Below are 26252 nucleotides of genomic sequence, written 5' to 3' on the forward strand. Positions count from 1 at the left end.
TAGTCATCAATCCAATTATTAAAAGCTCGATGCACTCTTTAAACTTGAGACCTTTTATGTATGACCATTAATTTTAGTCGTTGGAAGGACGAGAGAGTGCATTGCCGTAATTATCAAACGGGGAATGATGAATAAAGGATATTTTGAATTACATTACTGTATTAGTTAATAATCAAAAATTACATTCGTCTTTGAATGCTAAAAGATCAAATCAATTTAAAAAATTACTATTAGAGTCTATATAAAGAAGTGGTTTAGTTGATATGTACAAATTTGCTTGATTACGTCATAAACCAAGGATTTTTGGAGCGAGGATAATGATATTTCAAAATACTACAACAGATTCTTCAAATAAGTATCAGTAAAATGCCCATCATTATCCCAGCGAATCAATAGCTTGAAATCTAATGCCGCTCAATTTTCGCCTGTTTTAACAAGGTATTAACATACAAATCATAATCCATCATACCATAACTTGCTTCAATTTGTTGAATCAAGCTATCACGTTGTTCCTTGTCCAGAGAACTTAATTTTCCGTCATTAATGCGCTTCAGTCTAACGACTACATAATCACCATTTTCGAGAATGACGCCATCTCTACTTTCAGGTCTTAAAAGATTAAAGGCGAGATCATTGATTACGGTATCTGCTTTATCGCTATCCCGAGAGGACTGAACTACAGAATTCCATTCCAATTGATTTGAAGTCATAAGAGCCTTCTGCTGTTCGTCTTCAACTGGGTTTAATAAATTCATTCCAACTTCTTTTGCTTTCTGATCAGCTCGAGATTTTGCAATTGCTTTTTCAATTTGATCATGAACCGCTGTTACAGTTTGTTTCTTGGAAGGAATATGCTGATTGACTCGAATGACAACCACAGAATCATTATCAAGCTGTATAGGATCGCTGTTATTACTTAATTCAAGCACATCATGACTGAATGCGGCATTAATAACTTGTTTGTTTTTGGTAATTAAATCCTTTCCACCTAAACGCGAGAATGGTTCTGAAGTTTGAACTTTCATTTTCAATGCATCTGAGACTGGTGTTAAGGTATCAGGTGTCTGATAACTTAAATCTGAAAGCTGTTCCAAAGCCTGTGCATACTGGGCTTGCGCTGTATCCGTTAAAAGCTGATCTTTAATAGTAGAAGCGACCTGATCCAGTGATTTTGTAGTTACTGGTTTATAAGCTACCAATTTAAAAATTTCCAAACCATGTTTTGTTTTTACTGGAGCAGAAATTTGACCTGGTTCAGTTAAGTTGGATAGCACTTTAGCGTATTCCGTTTGACCAGCTGTAATCCAGGGCAATACTCCCTTATCAGCTACTGATAATTTATCATCGGAACTTGTGGAAACCATCTGTTCAAACTGCTTTGGATTTTCTTCTAATTGTGCGTAAGCTGCATCAGCTTTCTTTTGTATTTCGTCTTGTTCTTCTTGCGAAGCACCTTCAGGTATCGCAAATAGAATATGTGCTACCTTCCATTGAGCAGGAGTTAAATAATTACTTTTATTTTCTTCATAGTAACGTTTAACATCATCGTCGGAAACTTTTAAATGCGCTTTAATGTCATGCATTGATAACGTAATATAATCTATCGTGACTTGTTCTGGAGTCATAAACTCATTCTGATGTGCTTTATAATAAGCATTGATATCTTCATCGGTTACTTTAATCTGATTAACAAAATGTGAAGATGCAACGGTTAAGTAATCGTAATCACGTGTTTGCATGTACAATCTGACAAAACGTTTTATTTCATCGGGCAATGCGAACGAATTTCCCATAAAAGCAAAACGTTGCTGATTAAGCAGCATTCCCTGTCTTACTTCATTTTGAAACGTTTCCGGAGTAAATAATGCGCCGTTCAAAGCCTGCTGGTAACGTTCACTCGAAAAGTGCCCGTCTACTTGAAACTGAGGAATATTTAGTATAGCTGCATTCGCCTGATCCGGGGTCACTTCAAAACCGTATTTACGAGCAGCCTGGATCGTAACCTCATTGGTAATCATTTGATTAAGAACTTGATTTTGCAGCTTTTTTTCATCTGAAGCGGTCATCTGTGCTAAATCTTGCTGAGCTCGAGTGCGCCTGTAGTTGGTTTCAAATGACTGATTGGTTATTGGTTGATCATTTACCACAACCTTGGCATTAGATGTTTGATGTGATTGTAGATAATAATCAACACCAAAAAGAGTGAATGTAATAGCGATTAATATAATGACTAACCAAGCTACAACACCTTGTATGCGTTCATTTAACTTCTGCAACATGTCCCGAGATCCATTATTGATATTTAATAAGCTTGATGAAGACAGATTGTACCATAAGCTGATAAAAAAAACGCGCCTTTCGGCGCGTTAATCTGGCGGAGTGGACGGGGCTCGAACCCGCGACCCCCGGCGTGACAGGCCGGTATTCTAACCAACTGAACTACCACTCCAATTCATGGTGGGTGCTGTAGGGATCGAACCTACGACCCTCGCCTTGTAAGGGCGATGCTCTCCCAGCTGAGCTAAGCACCCAGAAAACTTAAGCTTGTTGTACAGCTTCTTTCAGGTTTTTACCCGCTTTGAACTTGGCTACTCTAGATGCTTTGATCTGAATAGTTTTTCCAGTTTGAGGGTTTCTACCAGTACGTGCTGAACGATTACCTGTTGAAAAAGAACCAAATCCAGGTATTACAACTTGATCGCCACTTTTTAAGGCATCAGTTACAGTAGTCATAAAAGTTTCAAGAACTCTGCTTGCGTCAGCTTTTGTCAAACCTGATCCGCTTGCGATAGCATCAACTAATTCACTCTTATTCATCTTTTCCCCTTTACAGTTAATCATCCATATTCCGGAGCGCATTAAAACAAATTTTGCTACTCCAGTCAAGTTCGTACATCCTTGCAGTGCCCGCCAGTGGCGGGCTGTGTAGAGAAATATACCCGTTATTAATGAGCATGTAAATCATTATTTTTAATTTTTTTTGATCTCTTACTCACAATTACCTCAGGTTGTACATTTGTTGGCTGATCTAACCAAGGACTGCGTTGTAAAGCGAGCTCAAGAACCTGTTCAATGGTCTTAACCGGATGAATTGTAAGCTTTCTTAAAACGTTATCAGGTATTTCTTCAAGGTCTTTTACATTGTCTTCCGGAATAAGTACGTGTTTTATTCCACCTCGATGAGCAGCCAATAATTTTTCTTTTAAACCACCAATGGGTAAAACCTGTCCACGCAAGGTAATTTCACCAGTCATTGCTACATCCGCTTTAACTGGAATTTGAGTCACCACGGATACAAGTACCGTAGCCATCCCTATCCCCGCACTTGGACCGTCTTTAGGAGTAGCACCTTCAGGTACATGCACATGAAAATCGCTTTTTTCAAAAAAGTCATCTGCAAGACCCAGTTTTTTGGCACGACTTCTAACCACTGTCATTGCCGCATGGATGGATTCCTGCATCACTTCACCTAACTGGCCAGTGTGCGTAACCTTTCCTTTACCCGGCATCATTGAAGCCTCCAGGGTTAATAGCTCCCCTCCAACACTGGTCCAGGCCAGTCCGGTAACTTGTCCGACCTGATCAAACTCTTCAGCCAAACCATACCTGAATTTTTTAACACCCAGATATTTTTCGATATTACTCACCGTTACAGTGAGTTTTTTCACTTTTTTGTTGGAAAGAATTTCTTTAACTACCTTTCTGCAGACACTCGCTATATCTCGTTCGAGATTACGAACACCCGCTTCACGCGTATAATGGCGGATAATTTCTCTGATTGCGCCTTCACTGATATGTATTTCACTATTGCTCAACCCATTCAATACAATTTGTTTAGGCACTAAATACTGTTCCGCTATACTTACTTTTTCATCTTCGGTATATCCTGCCAGACGAATCACTTCCATTCGATCAAGCAATGGAGCGGGAATTTCAAGCGAATTCGCGGTTGCAATAAACATCACATCACTTAGATCATAATCTACTTCTAAATAATGATCGCTGAACGTGTGATTTTGCTCAGGATCCAGAACTTCAAGTAATGCCGAAGCAGGATCGCCACGGAAATCCATAGCCATCTTATCGACTTCATCAAGCATAATCAGAGGATTCTTAACTCCAGCCTTACATAATTTCTGAATAATTTTTCCTGGCATGGAACCAATATAAGTTCGTCTATGGCCACGAATCTCGGCTTCATCTCGTACACCACCTAGAGCGATACGAATAAAAGTACGGCCAGTAGCATTTGCAATAGATTGTCCTAAGGATGTTTTACCAACTCCAGGAGGACCAACCAGACATAAAATTGGACCTTTCAATCGTTTGACACGTTGTTGAACTGCCAGATATTCAATAATTCGTTCTTTAACTCGTTCTAAACCATGATGTTCTTTATCAAGTAATTTTTCTGCTTTGAGCAAGTCAAATTGAATTTTATTTTTTTTCTTCCAAGGAACCATCAGCATCCAGTCAAGATAATTACGAATGACCGTTGCTTCAGCTGACATGGGTGACATCATTTTTAATTTATGAAGTTCTGCCAGAGACTTTTCTTTCGCTTCTTTAGGCATTCCGGCTTTATTAATTGAATGTTCCAGTTGTTCAATTTCATTGCCCTCTTCGCCCATTTCTCCTAGTTCTTTTTGGATGGCTTTAATTTGTTCGTTCAGGTAATACTCACGCTGACTTTTTTCCATTTGCCTTTTAACACGGCCTCTGACACGTTTTTCAACATGCAACAGATCGATTTCATTTTCAATCGCGGCCATTAAACGTTCCAGACGAGTTCCAACATCCAAAGTTTCCAGCAACTCCTGCTTATCATCTACTTTAAGAGTTAAATGGGCAGATATAGTATCAGCCAATCGACCTGGTTCTTCGATACTGGCTAATGGAGACAATACTTCGGGCGGGATTTTTTTATTCAGCTTAATGTATTGTTCAAATTGAGACATTAAAGAACGCATCAAAATACCTATTTCAGGTTCTTTTAATTCGTTATTCACTTCTTCAATAGGATCCAGTGAAGCCTCAAGATATCCTTTTTCCTGATTGTATTCTTTAACCCGAGCTCGTTTCTCCCCCTCAACAAGTACTTTTACAGTTCCATCAGGAAGTTTTAGTAATTGCAAAACGCTGGATAAAGTTCCTACCTGATATATATCATCGGGAGTTGGATCATCATTAGCAGACTTGCGTTGAGCGACCAAAAAGATCTGTTTATTATCAATCATTGCCGCTTCCAGAGCTTTAATTGATTTTCCACGTCCGACAAATAGAGGTATAACCATATGAGGGTAAACCACTACATCTCTTAATGGTAAAACAGGTACGTTAGACATATTTACAGTCTCATTCGATATCATTTCATTTTCACTAGACATAATGAACCCTTATTCAAACGAAAAGCCTTAATTAGCATTTTGCTACGTTTTTTATGAGTATACAGATATTAGAGCCGGTGAACAATTCGTTAAATGAGTGATAAATTATTGATTTTCTGATAACAAATTCAAATATGCTTTTAACTTGTTAACATAGAACAATGTCAGCACATATACAAAAGTTCGCCTGTATTTATAACCATGAGGGATGAAGACGTGAATCCCATAGTGACTGGTTCTCACTATGGAATTCAGATGACATTATTTATTCGGTACTACCTGCTGCGCTTTTCATCTCTTCATGTTCATAAATGAGAATAGGGTTGGATGAATTATTTACTACACTCTCATCAATAACAACCTTATTCACCCCTTCTAATGAAGGTAGTTCATACATGGTGTCTAAAAGAATATTTTCAAGTATAGCTCTCAAACCGCGAGCACCCATTTTTCGCTCCAATGCCTTTTTGGCGATTGCAGTTAAAGCTTCTTCTCTAAACTCCAAATCGACCTCTTCCATTTTAAACAGCGACTGGAATTGCTTGGTTAAAGCGTTTTTAGGACGAGTCAAAATATCAATCAATGCCGCTTCATCCAGTTCCTGCAAGGTCGTAACAACAGGTAATCGGCCAACAAATTCAGGAATCAATCCATATTTTACCAAATCATCAGATTCCAATTGACCTAATACTTTAGAAACTTCTTCACTGCTGTCTTTTTTATTTTTTAGTTGCGCAGAGAAACCAATGCCTGACTTATCACTTCGCTCTCGAATGACTTTTTCCAATCCAGCGAATGCGCCACCACAAATAAATAATATATTTGAAGTATCTACCTGGAGAAATTCCTGTTGAGGATGCTTACGACCACCTTGAGGAGGTACAGAAGCAATTGTTCCTTCAATCAGTTTCAATAAAGCCTGTTGCACACCTTCACCAGAAACATCTCTGGTAATAGAAGGATTATCTGATTTCCTTGATATCTTATCAATTTCATCAATATAGACTATTCCTTGCTGGGCTTTATCAACATCGTAATCGCATTTCTGCAACAGTTTTTGAATGATGTTCTCTACATCTTCTCCAACATAACCTGCTTCAGTTAAAGTCGTAGCATCAGCCATAGCAAAAGGAACATTCAAAATTCGCGCCAGAGTCTGAGCCAGCAGTGTCTTACCACTTCCAGTAGGACCAATAAGTAAAATGTTACTTTTACCCAGTTCTACACCGTCTTCACTTTTATGTTGTAAACGTTTGTAATGGTTATAAACAGCTACAGACAATACTTTTTTTGCATGTGGCTGACCTATAACATATTCATCTAGAAAATTTGATATTTCTTTAGGTGAAGGTAAATGGGCTTCTGTTTCTTCCTGAACTTCATGTGTTTCTTCACGAATTATATCATTACATAACTCAACACATTCATCACACACGAATACAGAGGGTCCTGCGATTAGTTTTTTAACTTCATGCTGACTCTTGCCACAAAAAGAACAATATAGAACTTTATCTCCACTTCCGTTACCGGATTTACTCATAACCTAACCCCTTCTTACAGCTACTACCAGATAATTTAGTAATATACATGTAAAATTTTAGTCAATCAGAAAAAGATACGCCAATTAATTAATGCCAATTCCGCAAAAAAAACGCGGGATTGGCATTACAATCTATTTGCTTAGTTACTCAGAAGTACTCGATACCAGCTCTCTATCATAGAGAACTTTGTCAATCAGTCCATAATCAACTGCTTGAGAAGCGCTCATGAAATTATCTCGCTCAGTATCCCGCATAATTTGATCAGGTGTTTTTTTGGTGTGTTTGGCCATAATGCTATTTAAACGCTCTCTAACTGCCAAAGTTTCACGTGCATGAATTTCAATATCTGTAGCCTGACCTCTATAACCACCCAGAGGCTGGTGAATCATAACTCGTGAATTAGGAAGACAAAAACGCTTACCATCCGCACCAGCACAGAGTAACAGGGCAGCAGCACTGGCCGCTTGCCCGATACACAGTGTGCTTACATCAGGTTTAATAAATTGCATTGTGTCGTAAATTGCAAGACCTGCAGTAACAACACCACCAGGAGAATTGATATACAGAGAAATATCTTTCTCAGGATTCTCAGATTCAAGAAACAATAATTGGGCAACTACTAAATTAGCCATGTGATCTTCGACTTCACCCAAAAGAAAAATAATTCTTTCTTTCAACAATCTTGAGTAAATGTCATATGAGCGCTCACCACGTGATGTTTGCTCAATCACCATTGGAACTAATCCACTAGCACTTCGAATTAAGTTATCTGAATAGCCCGGCATACTTACTCTCCTTTGTTCTCAGTGCCCTTTTTGGGATTCATCACTGAATCATAATCCTTGTTTTTATATTTAAGCTTTGCATCTTCGGCGATTTTATCAGCAACCATATCTTCCATCACTAGCGCTTCAATTTCAGCCATATGTTCTTTGCTGGTTTGATACCATGCACGCAATTCATCAGGACTTTCATAAGCACTGGCGAATTTATCAATCATAGCATTAACTCTATCCTTGTCTGCAACTATTTCATGTTTTTTAACGTATTCGGAAAAGAGTAAGCCAAGATGAACACGACGTTTAGCCTGTTCTTCAAACAATTCACGTGGGAAATCGGGAATTTGTTCATTTTCTTTATGTTCATGCCCAAACAAGCGATGATACATATCGTGTTTTAGATGTTCGATTTCTTTATCAATTAAAGCTACTGGCAAATCAATTGTGTTTACTTCCATCAGTTTATCAAACAGTTTTTCTCTGTTCATCATACTAACACGGCGTTCCAGCTCACGAGCCATATTTTCTTTAATATCTTTTTTGAGTGCCTCAATTCCACCTTCCTTGATATTGAATTTCTCTGCGAAGGCATCATTTAATTCAGGCAATTTACCTTCCATTACCTTATGGACTGTAATCTTGAAGGTTGCTTCTTTACCTGCTAAATCTTTATGTCCATAATCTTCTGGAAAATTCACTTTAATATCAAAAGGCTTACCTATTTTCCCGCCAATAATTCCATCTTCAAATCCAGGAATCATTGCGCCAGAACCTATGATCAATTCATGTCCTTCAGCGCTACCGCCTTCAAAAGGTTTATCATCCAGAAATCCCTGGAAATCAATAACCACTTTATCGCCTTTTTTAACAGCATGAGACACTTCATGCCATTCTTTATTTTGCTCAAGCAATTTATCCATCATATCGTTAACGTCTTTATCAGTAACTTCTGAACGAGTTAACTCAACTGTGGCTTGATTCAGTTCTGCAACTTCAAATACGGGCATTACTTCAAATACTGCGGTATATCTGAAATCTTTACCCTGCTCTACCTGTTCAGGTTCAACATAAGGATAACCGGCAGGAACCAGTTCATTTTTTTGTAATGCTTCGAATAAAGTAGATTGCACCATTTCTCGAGCGACTTCTTCCCGGACACTGTCAGAATAGCGGCTTTTAACCACATTCATAGGCACTTTACCTGGACGAAAACCATCAACTTTTACTTTGCGAGCAAGATTTCTGAGACGTAAGCTCACTTCTTCCTCAACTTTCTCTGTAGGTACAGAAACTGTTACCTTACGCTCCAAACCTTTTAAGGTCTCAACAGAAACTTGCATTAATTCACCTCTTGGAAATTATCATGAAATGGTGCGAAAGGAGAGACTCGAACTCTCACGGGTTGCCCCGCTGGAACCTAAATCCAGTGCGTCTACCAATTCCGCCACTTTCGCAATCAGGTTGGATTATCAATCAGTAATTCAGTCTTGTAAAGACTCAGATGGAATCTTTAGCGGTAGACTATTATTTTTTCTACAAATGGGGTGAACGATGGGACTCGAACCCACGACAACCGGGATCACAACCCGGGGCTCTACCAACTGAGCTACGCTCACCATAAAATTTTTTCCAGCGTAAACTTAATACAACATGACGGCTGGCGCGCCCGGCAGGATTCGAACCTGCTACCCTCGGCTTAGAAGGCCGATGCTCTATCCAGATGAGCTACGGGCGCTAATTTGGTCGGGGAGGAGGGATTCGAACCCCCGACATCCTGCTCCCAAAGCAGGCGCGCTACCAGACTGCGCTACACCCCGTTACCCGTCCAAGGACAGAGCGCAGATAATACTAGCTCATAACTTCAAGGTCAATAACTTAATTCACTAATTTTTTATTAAAAGTTCAATTTAATTTAATAATTAATCCTTTTGGTTTGAAAGGTATCATTTTAGAATATATTTGTCCTTCTATCTAAATCAGTGATTTTCAGCTAGCATTAACAATCATGGACTTAATTCTGAATTATGAAAACTATACTACTTCCTATTTTTGATAATCTTACCCATCTACATAAAAATCATGAACACGTGATATTACCCGATACTCGATTTCAAAATGACTTTAACTACACGCTGAGCTTTCTTAAAAGCTACACTGGAAGTCAAGGAACCTTTAATAGTTATCGCAGGGAAGCAGAACGCTTGCTTCAATGGACCTGGCATGTAAAAAATAAAACTCTAGATGAATTAAAACGCGATGACATTGAAGAGTACATCCATTTTTGTCAAAATCCGCCCAAATCCTGGATCAGCTTAAAAAAAGTTCCTCGATTCATAGAAAAGGACGGTAAAAGAATACCCAATGACGAATGGCGTCCTTTTGTTGTTACGATCAGTAAAACATCCATTAAGAATGGTCAGAATGCGTCAATTGAACAATTTAGTTTATCACAAGGTGCAACGCAGGAAATATTTGCTATTTTAAGTACTCTGTTTAATTTTTTAATTGCTGAAGAATATGCCATTTCCAATCCCGTTGCGCTTATCCGTCAAAAAAGTAAATTTATACGTAAAAGACAACACAATGCACCGATCCGACGATTAAGTCTTGTACAATGGACTGAAGTATTGAATGCTGCGGAATCCATGGCAGAAGACTCTCCAGAGAAACATGAACGCACCCGATTTATGCTCAGTTTGCTCTTTGGAATGTATTTACGAATATCAGAACTCGCGGCCAGTGATCGATGGATTCCCAGTATGAATGATTTTGCCAAAGACAGTAATGGTCACTGGTGGTTTACTACTGTAGGTAAAGGAAATAAGGAACGACAGATTGCTGTAAGCGAAGCAATGCTGGAAAGCCTGACTCGCTGGCGCTTGTTTTTAGGATTAACGGCCCTCCCCTCACCTGCTGATAATTCACCTCTAATCCCGAAAATTCGTGGAAATGGACCAATGAGTGATACCGCTCCAATTCGCAGAATTATTCAACGTTGTTTTGATTTGGCAGGTGAACGCCTGCGTCAAAAAGGACTTACAGAAGAAGCCGACAATTTATCTGCCGCTACAGTACATTGGCTGAGGCATACAGGAATTTCTGAAGATGTCAAAATTCGGCCAAGAGAACATGTTCGAGATGATGCTGGACATAGTTCCAGTGCGACAACGGATCGTTATATTGACATTGAAAAACAGGCGCGTTATCAATCAGCACGAAAGAAAACAATTGAACCCAGCGATTAACATAGTCTGTGTTGCTGGTTTAAAAAAATTTTAAACATTAATACTGCCTGTATTTAAATTTATATCATCACGTTTAATATGATAAAATAAATCATTAATATCAGTTCTATGGTCCATGATGCTTACCCTTCGTCAAATCACACTCTCGCGTGGCAATAAAATTTTGCTGGATAAAGCAGATGTCAGTCTTTATGAAAAGCAGAAAATTGGCCTTATTGGCCATAACGGCTGTGGTAAATCCACTTTGTTTGACTTCTTGCTCGGCAAACTGATAGCAGATACGGGTGAGTATTTAATCAATCCACAGTTAAGTATCAGTCATTTATCACAGCAATTGCCTGACAGTGATGAAAAGGCCCTGGATTTCGTTCTCGCAGGTGATGAGGAATACATTAAACTCTTACAACGTCTGGAACAAGCAGAACAATCCGGTAATGACACTGAAGTATTGGCCTGTCATGACGAGTTAAGCCATAGTGGCGGTTATAGCAAACCGGCTCAGGCAGCGACAATTATGTCCGGTTTGGGATTCAGGGGTGATCAACAACAGGCGTCAGTTAATAGTTTCTCTGGAGGCTGGCGTATGCGCCTGAGTCTCGCGCGCTGTTTAATGAAACCAGCCGCACTGCTGTTACTTGACGAGCCAACAAATCACCTGGATATGGAAGCCATATTCTGGCTGGAGCGTTTTCTAAAACAAAGTCCGAGTACTATTATTTTAATTTCGCATGACAGAGAGTTCCTTGATGCCTTTGTAACGCATATCTTGCATATCGACCATCAACAGCTGAATTTATATACCGGCGATTACAGTTGTTTTGAAAAAACTCATGCGCAACAATTAGCATTGCAACAGATAATGCACGAAAGACAACAAGCTAAAATATCTCACATGATGTCCTTCGTAAACCGATTTAAAGCAAAAGCAACCAAAGCCAAACAGGCACAAAGTCGAGTCAAAGCCATTGAAAAAATGGAGATTATTGCCGCCGCGCAGGCCGACTCTCCTTTTTCTTTCGATTTCTTCCCCTGCCCTCGTGCTGGAAATCCATTGATTCAATGTAATCTGGTGGATGCAGGGTACCAAAACCCAATTTTAAAAAAAATCAATCTCTCTCTGAATCCAGGTGACAGAATTGCTTTATTAGGACCCAATGGTGAAGGTAAATCGACCTTGATTAAAACGTTAACCGGAGTCCTGCCTACATTAAACGGTACGATTCATCGCTCAGCCCATTTAAAAATAGGCTACTACGCACAGCATCAATTGGAGCAACTGGATTGTAAATTAAGTCCCGTTGAAACCATTCAAATCCTGTCTCCTGAAGTCAGAGAACAAACCATCCGTGATTATCTGGGTGGTTTTAATTTTATAGGCGATATGGCAGTCCAGCCCATTCAACATTTTTCAGGTGGTGAAAAAGCGCGTCTTGCTCTTGCAAAGCTGGTCTGGCTCAAACCTAATCTGCTCTTGCTTGACGAACCCACAAACCATCTGGATTTGGGCATGCGTTCAGCCATTGAACTTGCCCTCCAAAGTTATGAAGGTGCTTTAATTCTTATTTCGCATGACAGGCATATGCTTAAAACGAGCGTGGATAATTTTTATTTAGTGCATAATCAAAAAGTACAGGCATTTGATGGTGATCTGGATGACTATTATTCATGGCTGCAATCTAAAGACATAAAACCAGCAACCTCAGCTCAAGCAACAAATGACTATAAAGAGAAAAAAGTAATTCAAAATCGATTAAAAAAACTGGAACAACTTATTGATCAATTCCAAAATGACATTCAAAAATTGGATAGTCAACTGGCAGACCCGTTACTTTATGAAAACAGCAATCAACAGCAAAAATTAGAACAGTTATTAACTAAAAGAGATAATGCTCTTTCTTCTTTACATAAATCAGAAGAGGAGTGGATGGACTGCTACACTATGCTGGAACAACTTGCATAATTTTATTTCAAGAGATGGTGGACATCTCTCCCAAATCAGATTTATAGTAGATTCAGCATTTTATAATATTAAAGTAGAACTTATTAATAAGTAAGCTTAATAGTGTCATCCCGTATGTAATGAGGGAGTCTTAAAGCAGACACAGCGCCACACTCAGAACATCCTTCACACCATTCTGAATGAAGTTTAACTTATGGACATGCAAAGATTTCTATGGAGAGCGACCTATGAACAAAATTTATGTACTGCCCTTATTGCTTATTATTTCCTGTTCGCAAAACATCTACAGTCAAAATACGCCAACAACACAACTGAATTCAAACCAATCATTACTCAAGGATGATAATTTACATATTTACTTTTGCGGTACAGGAGTACCTAATCCAATCACACAAAGCGTACGAAAAGCATCGTGCTTAGCAGTGATGGTAAATAATGATTTGATGCTATTCGATGCAGGTGAGGCTGCAATAATCACATTAGCTTCTTTAAAGCTACCTATTTCAACGATTTCTAAAATATTCTTTACCCATTGGCATTCTGATCATTTTGCAGGATTAGGCCAAGTTATGAATGTATCATGGTACGCTGGTCGCTCCAAACCGATAGATATTTATGGCCCCTATGGTGTTAAAGACGTCGTTAACGGAATAATCAAAGCATATCGTCAGGATGTTTTATTTAGGTCTATCAATCAAAAATTTGATCCCAATGCGGCATTTGCAATAACTCATGTCGTTAATCCCCATTCAAAAGAACAAATGGTTTATAACAATAATGGTGTTACCGTATCAGCTTTTACCGTCGATCATGCGCCTGTATACCCTGCATTAGGTTATACGATTCATTATAAAGGATGCAAAATAGTTATTAGCGGTGACACCAGAGTAGTCGCATCACTTGCTGACAATTCAAAAAATGCAGATGTTTTGATAAATGAGGCGCTTAATACCACAATGTATACAGCAAGTAAGAAACCGACAACCAATGACAGCAAAAATCAACTTGCTGCAATAGAATCCTATCATTCAGATACTATTGAACTGGCTAAAATGGCAGATTCTTCGAGTGTTAAAAACCTGTTTCTCACTCATTTATTGCCATCAATATCCACAACAGATGAAGAGAAGAAACAATTTATTTCAGGAATGAATCAATATTACTCAAAGCCCATAACTGTTACGGATGATGGAGACGAGCTGGTCGTTTCAAGTGATGGAAGTAATTGTACCTTAGAGTTTAAACCTATAAATCACCACTAACACCTGATTTTATGCACATGTCAGTGTCTGAAGATCACGCAACGATCAACAGACATTGAATAAAAAACATATACCTGAAATTTATTTATACCAATCAGATTCAGCTGGTGTGAATTGTTACTCGTAGTTGCTCTAACAAAGATTTGGCGGCTAGTTGCTCAGCCTTTCTTCTATTAGCGCCCTGACCATAGGAAACCTGCTTAATTCCTTCTACTGAACAGGTAACATAAAAGATCTGGTCATGCTCATCGCCTTCTACTTTAGTTAAAGTATATTCTGGAAGAGCATATTTTTCAGCTTGTAAATATTCCTGTAATTGTGTTTTGGCATCTTTCAAGCAATCATTTAAATTAGGACTATCGAGTCGAGAACGATATAAATTTAAGATAACATCTTTTGCGGCAGTGATACCTCCGTCCAGGAAAATAGCCGCAAACAGAGCTTCCAACGCATCAGCTAAAATGGAGGCGCGTCGAAAACCACCACTCTTCAATTCCCCCTGTCCCAGATAAAGAAAATCACCAAGAGATAATTCCTTGGCAATTTCAGCCAGCATTTCGCCTTTCACCAAAAATGATCGAAGACGACTTAATTGGCCTTCACTTTGTAAAGGAAACCGATGAAACAATTCATGGGCTATAACAAAGCTTAAAATGGAGTCACCAAGAAATTCAAACCGTTCATAATTATCACTGCCTACACTACAATGAGTCAGAGCCTGCTTCAAATAAGCAGGTTTTTGAAATGTATAGTTTAAGCGTCTGCACAGTCTGTCTAAATCAATTTTCACTACCAGCTACCACCTCATATGTATCGTCAAAATCGACCAATAAGCTCATATTATATACCAAAGGTTTAACAACCTGGTATTTTAATTGTACCTTGAATTTATTAGGACCATCCGGTGAAATAACTAACTGATCATTCTTCAGGTCGTCTACACCATTAATATCAAAACGCTTGGTCAGACTTTTTCTGAGCGTATCAATATCTGTATAAGAATCTCCGGTTAAAGTAGAGGCTGGAGTTGAATTTAAACCTTTTATAGACTGAACTATAGTATAGTGTTGTAAATACACAGGAACCACCCTCATTACCACAATTGCGGCCATAACAACAACAATTACAGTAAACAACATTCCAATTAAAGTCATTCCCTGCTGTTTTCGCATCATATAATCCTTTATTTAATTAATCTTCCAATTTTTGACCAGCGTAAATTATCTGTCTTACCATTCCAGCTCATCCAGACCAAAAAGGCCTTCCCTCTTAAATAGTTGTCTGGGACAAAACCCCAGAAACGACTGTCTGCGCTGTCATCCCGATTATCACCCATCATAAAATAATTCCCTTCAGGAACCACTATATCAAAATCTACAGCTGGAACATCTGCTCGGACGAAAATATCATGCACTACACCATTCAAATCTTCTTTATATTTGGCAACCGCTTTACCTGAACTTTCATCTATAGTGTACTCAACAAAGGTTTGCTTTGCTTCCTTGCCATTCACCGTTAATTTTTTGTCATGATAGACCACACGATCTCCAGGAACTCCGATGACACGCTTGATATAATCGTATGAAGGTGCGGGTGGCCAGCGAAATACCGCGATATCACCCGTTTTAGGATTTGATATGGATACTACCTTTTTTTCCCAGACAGGAAGTCTTAAACCATAGGCAAATTTATTTACTGCAACAAAATCACCCACTAATAAAGTAGGTTCCAATGAGCCGGAAGGAATTCGAAATGGCTCTATTAAAAACGAACGCAATAAAAGGACGATAAAAAACACCGGAAAAAAAGAACGAGAATATTCAATAATGCGGCCTGGTTTTTGATCCGAACCCCTTTTTTTAGCCCAAAAAGCCACATCCAAAAGATAGATAAATCCACTGATTGCGGACAGAACCACTAAAATTAAAGCAAAGTTCATAAATTAATTTCCTAAAATTAACCAAATCTAAAAATCCATATACCGTGTACAACCAAACTATTTCTTTCTATCAGTTTGAAAAACTGCCATAAATGCTTCCTGAGGTATTTCAACATGTCCAACCTGTTTCATGCGTTTTTTACCAGCTTTCTGTTTGTCTAACAATTTTCGTTTACGCGACACATCACCGCCATAACACTTCGCAGTAACATTTTTTCGTAACGCTTTTACGGTCTGTCTGGCAATAATATGGCTACCAAGAGCGGCCTGTATCGCAACATCAAACATTTGTCTGGGAATAAGTTCCTGCATTTTTTCAGCAATTAACTTACCACGACTGTTGGCGGAACTTCTATGCACAATAACAGATAAGGCATCTACCTTTTCGCTATTAATTAATACATCCATTTTCACTAAATCAGCCTCATCAAATCGCAGGAAATTATAATCAAGTGAAGCATAACCACGACTGACCGATTTAAGTCGATCAAAAAAATCTGAAACCACTTCACTCATCGGAATATCATAAGCTACAGAGACTTGACGCCCACTGTAGGTCATATTCACCTGCACTCCACGACGCTCAACACACAAATTAATAATGGGTCCGAGATAGTCCTGCGGAACCAGTATGTTCGCTCTGACTATAGGTTCATACATTTCTTTTATTTGTGGTGAGGGCGGCAGATGGGATGGATTGTCAATTAGCAGCGTTTCACCCTTTTGAGTCACTATTTTATAAACTACGGTTGGCGCCGTTGAAATCAAATCAAGATTATATTCTCTCTCCAAACGCTCCTGTACTATCTCCATATGCAACATACCGAGGAATCCACAACGAAAACCAAATCCTAATGCTTCGGAAGACTCTGGTTCATAAAATAGTGAGGCATCATTTAAACTCAATTTAGCCAGTGCTTCTCTAAATGCTTCAAAATCATCAGAGCTAATTGGAAATAATCCGGCATAGACCTGTGGTTTAACTCGTTGAAAACCAGGCAATACCTGTGTGGCAGGATTTCTATCAAGTGTCAGTGTATCCCCAACTGGAGCTCCTTGAATTTCTTTAATGCCGGCGACAACATACCCTACTTCCCCAGCATTTAATGCATCCAGCTTGGTTCTTTTAGGTGTAAAAATACCAACCTGATCCACTTCATAGGATCTGCCAGTAGACATCACTCGCATTTTATCGCCTTTACGTATGGAACCATTAACAATACGAACCAGCGATACAACTCCCAGATAACTATCAAACCATGAATCGATTATAAGTGCCTGCAAAGGAGCATCCAGAGTACCCTCAGGCGGCGGTATGTTAGCAACAAGAGCTTCGAGGACGTCATCTACTCCGATGCCACTTTTCGCACTGACTCTTATGGCATCATGCGCGTCCAGACCAATAATGTCTTCAATTTCTTCTATTACCCGTTCTGGCTCAGCCTGGGGTAAGTCAATTTTATTTAATACCGGCAGAACTGACAGGGATTGATCAATCGCGGTATAACATACAGCAACAGTCTGGGCTTCAACCCCCTGTGCGGCGTCAACAACTAAAATGGCTCCTTCACAGGCAGCAAGAGAGCGAGACACTTCATAGCTGAAATCGACATGACCCGGGGTATCAATAAAATTGAGGAGGTAGGTCTTACCGTCCTTGGCAGTATAATTTAATGAGACGCATTGTGCCTTGATGGTAATGCCTCGTTCTCGTTCAATGTCCATGGAATCAAGAACCTGAGAGCTCATTTCACGCTCAGTTAACCCGCCACATATTTGGATAAATCGATCAGCCAAAGTTGATTTACCATGATCGATATGGGCAATAATTGAAAAATTACGAATCCGCTTTAAATCGCTCAACTGAAGTAACCCTTTTTGCAAATTGCATAAGTCTATCTTAAATGTGGCCGTGCAGAAAGTAGGCGAAGCTATTTCTGTTATTTTTGTGGACTAATTGGTTCATTTTGTAAAGTAAATTTGCTAATGCCCCTCAATTTTACTAAAATTCTTCCTTTCGCTTCACTAATAGGATGCACAATGCGACGAATCATCTGGTTAGGTTATTCCCTACTTTTTCTTATAACCTTCTCAAGCTATTCAGACACAGCCTTTACCCAACGCAAAGACGTACAGAATTTTATAAACAGCATGGTAAAGCAACATCATTTCAACAAAAAACAATTAACTGAAGTCATGAATCAAGTGGTCCTTCAACCACAGATTATTGAATCGATGGATAAGCCATTTGAAAAGAAAAACTGGGATGTATATAAAGATTTATTCCTAACGCCCCAAAGATTAAAAGGCGGATTGGATTTTTGGGCGGCAAATAAACACGCTCTGGAACGAGCACAAAAACGTTATGGCGTGCCTCCTGAAATCATCATCGCCATTTTAGGTGTGGAAACACTTTATGGGGAACGCCAGGGAGATAACCGTGTCCTGGATGCACTCGCAACTCTAGCTTTCAACTACCCTAAACGCTCCCCCTATTTTACTAAAGAGCTAAAAGAATATTTGCTGCTGTGTCGTGAACATAAGGTACCGGCAACTTACTACAAAGGCTCTTATGCTGGCGCGATGGGTAAACCTCAGTTCATGCCAAGCAGTTATCGATACTATGCCGTGGACTTTAATAATAAAGGTCGTCGTGATTTGATTGCGGACAATGCAGACGCGATAGGAAGCATAGCCAACTATTTGCATAAGCATGGATGGAAATTAAATGGCGGAATTGCGCAACCGGCTAAAATTTCTGGATGGAACTATAAACGCATTCAAATGAATCCTAAAACTGCCAATTATAACTTTGCTCAACTGGAATCTGCGGGAATCAAACCTGTTACCGCATCGCTCCATCATCCAGGACGAGCGGGTGTCATTGAACTCATTACTGATGAGGGTAATGAATATTGGTTGGCTTATCCCAATTTCTTTGTAATCACCCGTTATAACTCCAGTCCTCAGTATGCGCTGGTTGTTTATCTGTTATCGCAGCAATTAAAACAACAATGGGCGATACACAATACAAAAAAGCATAGGGCTTATGTATGATTCTAATTTGTTTTTAATAAGATATACTGAACTCAAACGCACCATTAACATCGATAACTAATATAGAGTTTAACTCATGGATAAATGTTTCTTGTTTACTCAGCATCTTGATGATAATGGTTGCTTTTGTTTGAAAATCTCGTCTGATGGAGTATTAAGTGCTCCACCAGCACAACGAAATTTTGCCGAAATTAAATCCTTACAAAATGAATGTACGACGCTAGTAGTTGAAACAAGCGCCAGTGCAAGCATCCTTGAACTTGAGCTTCCCTGGCTTCCAGAACGTAAAGCGCGAGTAGCCATTCCCTTTGCTCTTGAAGAAAAACTGGCTCAGCCTGTAGAGGAACTTCATTTTGCGTTTGATAAACTCAGGTATCAAAACAACCAATACATTATTACCGTAATAAGTAAAACAAGAATCCAATTCATCATGAACCTCCTGGATGAAAACGCAATAGACTATGAAGGAATTACCCTTGATTGGTTCGCCCTGTCTTCTCAGGAATTAATTAGTACGGAATCTACTTTGTTGGTTTATCAAGATGATTTTAAAGGAGCGCTCTCAGGAGAGCTTGCTCAGAATTATTTAAAAAAGCATCCGCTGGATCAAGTTCTCTTATTTCAAGACAGTCAATTAAACACTGAAGCATCAATTACAAAAAACAGTGATTTTTCCTACACCTGGATCGCTCAAAAATTATTAAACTCCAAACCATTAAACCTGTGTCAGGGTGAAATGCAGCATGGAAATACTTCAGACTGGATTAAAAAAGGGTACCAACTTGCAGGGATACTCTGCTGTGTTTGGCTAGTCTCATTGTTATTGGTAAATGCCATATCCTTATATTCATTAAATAAACAGAACAAACAACTGGATGACCAGATTGCAACCATTTACCATGAGTTTTTTCCTGATGCCAAACAGGTAATAAGTCCTAAATTTCGCATCAGCCAGCTTCTGGGGGATAATAACTCAAACAGCCAAACGCGTTTTTGGTTTTTATTAAATCAATTTGCCAAAGCCATGAATGAAAATCATAACACGATAGAAGATCTGCGGTATCAAAATAAAACATTATCAGTTACCCTGGTCAGTGCAGATTTTGCCAATTTGGAACAATTGGAAAATAAATTAAAAACGATGCAATTAAAAGTAAAACAAACCCAAGCATCAACTCGAGATCAACAAGTAGTTGCTACCCTGGAGCTTATGTGAAATCCTATTTGAATTCGCTTAATGAACGAGAAAAATGGATGGTAATAGCCGCTGTTTTAAGCCTGGTTATTTACTTTTATTATCAATTTCTTTATACCCCATTAAGCAATAGTGTGGCTTTAAAATCGTCTCAACTCATTGAAAAAACTGAAACCTTGGCCTGGATGAACCAGGTTCGGCAAAAAGCACATTCAACTACAAAAAAACAATCTGTTGATAACAGCCAATTACTCACCCTGCTCGCGACGCAATTGAAAAATAATGAAACCCTGAAATTTCCCTATCAATTGCAACAAACCGGTTCAGGAGACATCCAGCTCACCTTTGATACGGTCCCGTTTAAGTTATTCATGCAATGGCTTGCAAAAATAAATGATAAATACACCATAACCATTAAGCAATTTGATGTTGAACATACCAATACCCCAGGGGTTACCAAATTGATGATTATTATTACTGCAGCAACCTGAATTACTGACCTATTCATCCAAATTATTTTGTACATTACCCCAGTTGGTTATGCCTGCACCCTGCTTAATTTCAGGAGGAAGTTCATCCAATGCTTTTTGAGCTGCTTCCTGACTGTCATAAGTACCATATAAACCCTTGTAATAGGCCTTACCATTACGCTGGTATTTTATCTGGGCCATCCGATCATTTTTAGGAGCCTTGTATAATTTCTGTGCTACTTTTGATGCCTTCTCATCATCTGCGACCTGAATTGTATAACCTTGAGGATTTTGACCGTTAACCCAGTTTCTGTCTCTGTCCTTAAAAGATACTGGAGAATGATATTCACCAACATGATAAGAATCTGGAACACTGACCATGTTCTGGCTCGGTCCATTCTGATAGCCATAATTGTACATTCGATAGTCGGCTTGTGGGTATAATTGAGCATCATTATAAGTATAAGTCTGATAACTGGCTGTATTATATTCTTCATAAACCATACATGAGGATAAATTACCGATGCATACCCCCAAAAACAGGAATTTTATTTTATAATTCATCATACCCCCCTGATTTATATTTTTTACTTCTGTTCTTATTGCATGTTATCTACCGATTTGAAGAAAACTTTAGAAATCCGGTTGTTTCCAGACAGACTATGGCATAAAGTATCTTTTTTGTTTCTCTGTGATGAATTATATGTGGACACATCGACGTTCTGGTCAAACCAATCAACGAGGTTCTCAGGATCATCGAGATCCTTATGAACGAGATAGAACCAGGGTAATTCACTGTCCTGCTTTTAGACGATTGCAAAGAAAAACTCAGATTTTAGGAACCGACGAAGGCGACTTTCATCGTACTCGTTTGACTCATTCGCTGGAAGTAGATTCTATTGGCAGAAGCATAGTTCGTAATCTGATTACTAATCAAAATCACCCTATGTTTTTATCCAGCCTGTTACCCAATGATGATTTGATTAGCGTTATCTGCCTGCTCCACGATATAGGACACCCTCCTTTTGGACATGGTGGTGAAGTCGCGTTAAATTACATGATGCGCGAATATGGTGGGTTTGAAGGAAATGGACAGACTCTAAGGCTGCTAACCAAGGTTGAGAACAGTTACGGGGGCTACGGTCTAGATTTAACCCGACGAGCATTATTGGGCATATTAAAATATCCCGTCAAACGATCCGATGTGGTTGCAAAAAAGCTCCCCCCTATCCATGAGTCCATCCATAAAACCATAAAAATTAACGATTGGCTACCACCCAAAGCCTATTTTGATTGTGAGCAACCTGAAATCGATTGGCTCTTATCCCCATTCTCTGAAAGTGATAGAACTCTATTTCAATCGCTATCCAAACAACCACAGGATACTCAGTGCGGTAAATCAGCCTTCCATAGTTTTGATTGCTCTATAATGGATACCGCAGATGATATAGCTTATGGTGTTCATGATCTGGAGGATGCCATTCATTTAAGACTCATTAATCCGTCCCATCTGGATACACCAGAATTCAGAGAATTACTGAGCAATACCTCTCTGGCAAAACATCAGGATCGCTTAATCAATTCATTATTTTCGAATGAGTTATGTTTAAGAAAACAAACCATTGGGGAAATGGTTAATTATTTTATTACATCAACCCAAATTGTGACTATGAATGAACAGTTTGAAAATAATGTACTAAAATACAATATTGCGCTGATCCCTGAAGCAGCCGCGCTGTTAAAGTATTTAATGCAGTGTATTTATCACAATGTAATTGATTCTCAGGAGGCACGTACCTTTGAATATGGGGGCCAAACTGTAGTGCTCCGATTGTTTGATGCCATCAGCTCTAATCCGGCAAGTCTGTTGGACAATAAAAATCGGGAGTTATTTAAACAGGCCCAAGATGAAACACAAGCCTACCGTGTTGTTTGTGATTATCTGGCGAATATGACGGATGAATATGCATACCGAATGCATGAACGGTTGTTTGGATTTAATACCAGAACCATATTTGAACGGCTTTAGATCTTCTGTAGTCTGTAGATAATGTTCTTGTTAGATAGATAGTAGAAGTAGTGCTAACCCTAAATTAGATAATTATAAATAAATTCATAAGTTTATAGATTAATAACCAAAATTTGATTATTGTATAGCCTGCTTTTCTTACGAGCATTTAAATGGATTTAAATACAAAACTACTGGATTTACTCAATAAATCAATTTATACCAAAGACGCTTTTTCATTAGTGGAATTAGGAGCAGACCCGGATATTCTTAATGCGAGCGGTTACAGTTTACTCCATCTGTTGATTTTTAATAATCGCATGACTGAAGCCATTCAACTGGTTGAACACTATAATGCCAATATCAATATAAAGGATAAGTATGGATTTACTCCTTTGCATTATATGTTGAATGATAATTACAGCGTTGATTCCCTGATGAGTATGATCAAGCTGGGCGCAAACCCGAATGTAAGAACCAAATCTGGAACAGCGCCAATACATTTGTTTGTACGATCAAAATTCAACTACGCGCTGGAACTCATTAAAATTCATCCAGAAAGTATCCATTATAAGAGTAATGAAGGCACACCAATACAGCTCATGATGAATCTAAGGCATACTCAACCTTTTACCGCAGACAATTATATAGTAATGGTGCGAAATGGCGCTGATCCAGATTCTGTAGATCGAAATGATACCTCCTTACTTGATATCATTTTGAAAATGGATAAACCTGAACGGAGCAGTGAATTAGTCGCTTTAAGTAAATTATCCCTCATGGAAAGAAAATTGTTTACACCTGATTTAATAGACTACGTAATTAATAAAGAGGGGGTAAGGCAGCTGGTAACTGATCTGCAACAAGATAAAATTAGCAAACAACACATATCACTGCTTGCCAGATTTCCGCAAGCTAAAGAGATGGTCATCAAATACATTAAGAGTTTGGACGTAGACTCCCAGGAACCCATTTTAAGAGAATGTTTAACTTCTAACAGCTCATTAAACCAATTTTTTTCTGTTCAACGTGGATGGTTTATGACAAGTACAAATCGGGGTACTCTTGCTCAACTGACTAAAATGCAACAAGTATTAATAGATAATAAAATCCGAGAATCTAAAACTATTAATGATGTGCCAGAAGATAACGATTTGAACTTATGTAACATGACGTAATCGATGTTTAATAAATATAATTTATAGTCTCTGAACGATTGTCTTCAATCAGAATGCAATTTAATGTTTAACAGTAGTTCCTAAATTGTTTATTACCTATAAGAATTAAAAGGAACATTCGATACATCCCAAGGTATAAAAGACTTCATATCGTTAAAGAAGCACAATTCAGGTGGATTCAGTACAACAGTACGACCAATCAATAAGTGTTCCAAACTCTGGTTTAATTGAAGTTCAATATCATGTTCTGTTTTTTTATCAATCATTTTAAAACGATAGGCCAAGGTTATATGAAAAGGATGAGGAATTTTTTTTGTCAACTCAAACTGTTGCGCAATGTCATCAATAGTCTTCTTTTGTACTGACGGTAAACGGACAACCAATTTAATGGTCCGGCTCACTTTAAGCGAGTCAATTGTGACTTCAGGACAAAACGTATTGCTTTCTAAAGCAGTTCGAATCGCTTTAAAAAGTGGTGTATTCGAGATAATAAAATCCTTCCATTTCTCACTTCCTATGGCCTGCTCTGTAAAAAGATTGAGGGCAGTCATATGATAACTGGTGTAAGAAAGAGGAGCATAACAGGAATCGAGAAGAGTGCATTCAGTAATTAATCTGTTGACCTCTGACCAAAGACACTTATCAGCAGATTGGACGGATGCCACAACTGTAAGGCCAGGAAAAGGAGTATATTCTCCCTTGTTATTATATTTACGAAGCATCATGACATGAGATAATTTCATCAGGTTAATTCTGAGTATAGCCTGACAGTTCAAATATAAATACCTACCTGATGAAGATCGATATATCCTCCTCAGACGATATACACACTTTAAAGCATAAGCCCACTGCCATTAAATTAAGAATTATTTATAATAGATTGGTTGTTTTGTAGCCCGTATTAGCGCAGCGTAATACGGGGATGCGGTGGCATGTATTGCCACTTCAATCCTGTATTACGCTGCGCTAATACAGGCTACAAAGACTTAGCATCAGACCCCTGCCCCATAATTGAAGAATATAAATGGCATCCTGTAAATTGAGGGTTATAACCAAGACGATGAGCGCATATCGAGACTGAATTAAAAAGTAACCCATTAAAATAGTTAAGAGCGAATTGCTGGACTACACTATTAAAATAAATCGACCCTAGAGATGATTCCGATGAATAAATTAACTACGACCTTACTGTTACCCATTTTCATTTTTGAATTCAGCATCAGCTCAATCATTAACGCATCCGCCGCCCCTAAGATACCCGCTGATTTAATGTATAACAATAAACCCATTAATCCTTTATGCTTTGATCAGGAAGAAAGTTCAAATAAAACCCTGTCATTAACTAATAACTGTGATCTTGCACCAATAGAAGTAGTTGGGCAGTCTAAAGAGTTACTCAATAAAGGATATGTTGGTTTTGAATACAAACTAAAGGATGACTCAGACACTACGTCCAGTTACAGTTATTATAAAGTAATAGGATACTTTAATCACTTCTATACCATTTTGTCCATTAGCAACACAGGAGGAAGCGGTCACTTTTCATCTATATATCTAGTTAAGCGTGATCATGACCAATTGCATATTAAAACCTTACCTTTTGGTGGAGATCGTTGTAATGGTGGTTTGGATGAGGTAACGCAAAATAAAAATATCTTATCCTTTTCTTCCAATATTACACCCGGAGATTTTCTTTCCATTAGCAACAATAATCCTAAAAAATTACAAGCCTATGATGATCTGGATGCTTGTGCGGCTTGCTGTGTTGCAACAGCCTTATACAAGACTGATTTACAACAAGACAGTACTCAAGCAACATTAACATCCATTCAGTTTGCCAACGATCCGGACACCTTATCCGAACTGAAGTCCAACGATAGTACGGGATACCAAGCCTGCTTTAATCAGCTTGTCTTACACTATATTGCGAAAAATAAAACTACATTGACTGTAAAAGAACTGGGTACATTTATGAGTGAGTTCAATACAAATTGCACCCAACATAACTGAGTGAAACCCGTTGGTTCAGTTGAACTGTGTGAATATTGGATACTGATTATTGGTTTGAATTTGCTTGACGTATTTGCAGTCATTCCAATCAAGAAAGCTCTTGACTAAAATGGCGTCCCCAAGGGGATTCGAACCCCTGTTACCGCCGTGAAAGGGCAGTGTCCTAGGCCTCTAGACGATGGGGACCTGGAACTTAATTTACTACTTTACCACTTTACTAC

Annotated in this window: 21 protein-coding genes and 7 tRNA genes; 9 read left to right on the forward strand and 19 right to left on the reverse strand. The window is 38.6% G+C overall.

Annotated elements, in window-relative coordinates:
* Positions 1–404: 404 nt before the first annotated feature.
* The 12 genes from IZU94_RS03920 to IZU94_RS03975 all read right to left on the reverse strand — a co-directional run bounded on the left by IZU94_RS03920 (position 405) and on the right by IZU94_RS03975 (position 9524).
* Entirely contained in the window at positions 405–2279 is a 1875-nt protein-coding gene (locus IZU94_RS03920; protein WP_203108215.1) for a SurA N-terminal domain-containing protein, read from the reverse strand.
* Positions 2280–2372: 93 nt separating this feature from the next.
* A tRNA-Asp gene (locus IZU94_RS03925) sits at positions 2373–2449 on the reverse strand.
* Positions 2450–2455: 6 nt separating this feature from the next.
* A tRNA-Val gene (locus tag IZU94_RS03930) sits at positions 2456–2531 on the reverse strand.
* 7 nt (positions 2532–2538) lie between these two features.
* On the reverse strand, positions 2539–2817 hold the full coding sequence (locus IZU94_RS03935; protein ID WP_058473652.1) for an HU family DNA-binding protein: 279 nt from the start codon (positions 2815–2817) through the stop codon (positions 2539–2541).
* A 128-nt stretch (positions 2818–2945) separates the two neighbouring features.
* Entirely contained in the window at positions 2946–5387 is a 2442-nt protein-coding gene (lon, locus tag IZU94_RS03940; RefSeq protein WP_203108217.1) for an endopeptidase La, read from the reverse strand.
* Positions 5388–5652: 265 nt separating this feature from the next.
* Complete coding sequence (gene clpX / locus IZU94_RS03945) at positions 5653–6927, reverse strand: ATP-dependent Clp protease ATP-binding subunit ClpX (RefSeq protein WP_203108219.1); 1275 nt, start codon at positions 6925–6927, stop codon at positions 5653–5655.
* A 144-nt stretch (positions 6928–7071) separates the two neighbouring features.
* The gene (gene clpP / locus IZU94_RS03950; protein ID WP_203108221.1) at positions 7072–7713 is read right to left on the reverse strand and encodes an ATP-dependent Clp endopeptidase proteolytic subunit ClpP; all 642 of its coding nucleotides are present in this window, start codon (positions 7711–7713) and stop codon (positions 7072–7074) included.
* A gap of 2 nt (positions 7714–7715) precedes the next feature.
* Positions 7716–9047 (reverse strand): trigger factor, encoded by a 1332-nt coding sequence (gene tig / locus IZU94_RS03955; protein WP_203108223.1) that lies wholly within the window; start codon positions 9045–9047, stop codon positions 7716–7718.
* Positions 9048–9076: 29 nt separating this feature from the next.
* Positions 9077–9161: transfer RNA gene (locus IZU94_RS03960), tRNA-Leu, on the reverse strand.
* Between the two features lie 86 nt (positions 9162–9247).
* A tRNA-His gene (locus IZU94_RS03965) sits at positions 9248–9323 on the reverse strand.
* Between the two features lie 42 nt (positions 9324–9365).
* A tRNA-Arg gene (locus IZU94_RS03970) sits at positions 9366–9442 on the reverse strand.
* Between the two features lie 5 nt (positions 9443–9447).
* Positions 9448–9524 (reverse strand) — tRNA-Pro (locus IZU94_RS03975).
* A gap of 207 nt (positions 9525–9731) precedes the next feature.
* Between IZU94_RS03975 and IZU94_RS03980 the strand changes: the two genes are divergently transcribed.
* The 3 genes from IZU94_RS03980 (at position 9732) to IZU94_RS03990 (ending at position 14174) form a co-directional block, all read left to right on the forward strand.
* Positions 9732–10952 (forward strand): tyrosine-type recombinase/integrase, encoded by a 1221-nt coding sequence (locus IZU94_RS03980; protein ID WP_203108225.1) that lies wholly within the window; start codon positions 9732–9734, stop codon positions 10950–10952.
* Positions 10953–11070: 118 nt separating this feature from the next.
* Positions 11071–12912 carry an ABC-F family ATP-binding cassette domain-containing protein gene (locus tag IZU94_RS03985; protein ID WP_203108259.1) on the forward strand — a complete coding sequence of 614 codons (1842 nt, stop codon included), beginning with the start codon at positions 11071–11073 and terminating at the stop codon, positions 12910–12912.
* A gap of 227 nt (positions 12913–13139) precedes the next feature.
* A complete protein-coding gene (locus IZU94_RS03990) occupies positions 13140–14174 on the forward strand; it encodes an MBL fold metallo-hydrolase (protein ID WP_203108227.1) in 1035 nt (344 codons plus the stop codon).
* Positions 14175–14274: 100 nt separating this feature from the next.
* Here the strand turns inward: IZU94_RS03990 and rnc are convergent, their stop codons facing one another.
* From rnc to lepA, 4 genes are read right to left on the reverse strand one after another with little or no spacing between them, the layout of a single operon-like run.
* A complete protein-coding gene (gene rnc, locus IZU94_RS03995) occupies positions 14275–14964 on the reverse strand; it encodes a ribonuclease III (RefSeq protein WP_203108229.1) in 690 nt (229 codons plus the stop codon).
* Positions 14954–15346, reverse strand: coding sequence for a DUF4845 domain-containing protein (locus IZU94_RS04000; protein WP_203108261.1), 393 nt, complete (start codon positions 15344–15346; stop codon positions 14954–14956). The genes rnc and IZU94_RS04000 overlap by 11 nt, the downstream gene beginning before the upstream one ends.
* Before the next feature lie 11 nt (positions 15347–15357).
* Entirely contained in the window at positions 15358–16113 is a 756-nt protein-coding gene (gene lepB / locus IZU94_RS04005) for a signal peptidase I (protein ID WP_203108231.1), read from the reverse strand.
* Between the two features lie 57 nt (positions 16114–16170).
* The gene (gene lepA, locus IZU94_RS04010; RefSeq protein ID WP_203108233.1) at positions 16171–17976 is read right to left on the reverse strand and encodes a translation elongation factor 4; all 1806 of its coding nucleotides are present in this window, start codon (positions 17974–17976) and stop codon (positions 16171–16173) included.
* A 177-nt stretch (positions 17977–18153) separates the two neighbouring features.
* Between lepA and mltB the strand changes: the two genes are divergently transcribed.
* From mltB to lspM, 3 genes are all read left to right on the forward strand, one after another.
* Positions 18154–19170: a lytic murein transglycosylase B gene (gene mltB / locus IZU94_RS04015; protein ID WP_203108235.1), complete on the forward strand. Its 1017-nt coding sequence runs from the start codon at positions 18154–18156 to the stop codon at positions 19168–19170.
* 76 nt (positions 19171–19246) lie between these two features.
* Positions 19247–20386 carry a type II secretion system protein GspL gene (gspL, locus tag IZU94_RS04020; RefSeq protein ID WP_203108237.1) on the forward strand — a complete coding sequence of 380 codons (1140 nt, stop codon included), beginning with the start codon at positions 19247–19249 and terminating at the stop codon, positions 20384–20386.
* Entirely contained in the window at positions 20383–20856 is a 474-nt protein-coding gene (lspM, locus tag IZU94_RS04025) for a type II secretion system protein M (protein WP_203108239.1), read from the forward strand. The genes gspL and lspM overlap by 4 nt, the downstream gene beginning before the upstream one ends.
* Before the next feature lie 9 nt (positions 20857–20865).
* On the opposite strand, the gene IZU94_RS04030 is transcribed toward lspM, so the two are convergent.
* The gene (locus tag IZU94_RS04030) at positions 20866–21399 is read right to left on the reverse strand and encodes an SPOR domain-containing protein (protein ID WP_439649220.1); all 534 of its coding nucleotides are present in this window, start codon (positions 21397–21399) and stop codon (positions 20866–20868) included.
* A gap of 139 nt (positions 21400–21538) precedes the next feature.
* Between IZU94_RS04030 and IZU94_RS04035 the strand changes: the two genes are divergently transcribed.
* Both IZU94_RS04035 and IZU94_RS04040 read left to right on the forward strand, forming a co-directional pair.
* A complete protein-coding gene (locus tag IZU94_RS04035) occupies positions 21539–22864 on the forward strand; it encodes an anti-phage deoxyguanosine triphosphatase (protein ID WP_203108243.1) in 1326 nt (441 codons plus the stop codon).
* Between the two features lie 152 nt (positions 22865–23016).
* Positions 23017–24021: an ankyrin repeat domain-containing protein gene (locus tag IZU94_RS04040; protein ID WP_203108245.1), complete on the forward strand. Its 1005-nt coding sequence runs from the start codon at positions 23017–23019 to the stop codon at positions 24019–24021.
* 92 nt (positions 24022–24113) lie between these two features.
* Here the strand turns inward: IZU94_RS04040 and IZU94_RS04045 are convergent, their stop codons facing one another.
* Positions 24114–24764, reverse strand: coding sequence for a DUF1868 domain-containing protein (locus tag IZU94_RS04045; protein ID WP_203108247.1), 651 nt, complete (start codon positions 24762–24764; stop codon positions 24114–24116).
* Between the two features lie 421 nt (positions 24765–25185).
* Between IZU94_RS04045 and IZU94_RS04050 the strand changes: the two genes are divergently transcribed.
* Positions 25186–26031 (forward strand): hypothetical protein, encoded by an 846-nt coding sequence (locus IZU94_RS04050; RefSeq protein ID WP_203108249.1) that lies wholly within the window; start codon positions 25186–25188, stop codon positions 26029–26031.
* Between the two features lie 110 nt (positions 26032–26141).
* Here the strand turns inward: IZU94_RS04050 and IZU94_RS04055 are convergent.
* A tRNA-Glu gene (locus IZU94_RS04055) sits at positions 26142–26217 on the reverse strand.
* Between the last annotated feature and the right edge of the window lie 35 nt (positions 26218–26252).

Origin of the sequence: Legionella bononiensis, from assembly GCF_016786215.1 — a bacterium.
Lineage (GTDB): Bacteria > Pseudomonadota > Gammaproteobacteria > Legionellales > Legionellaceae > Legionella > Legionella bononiensis.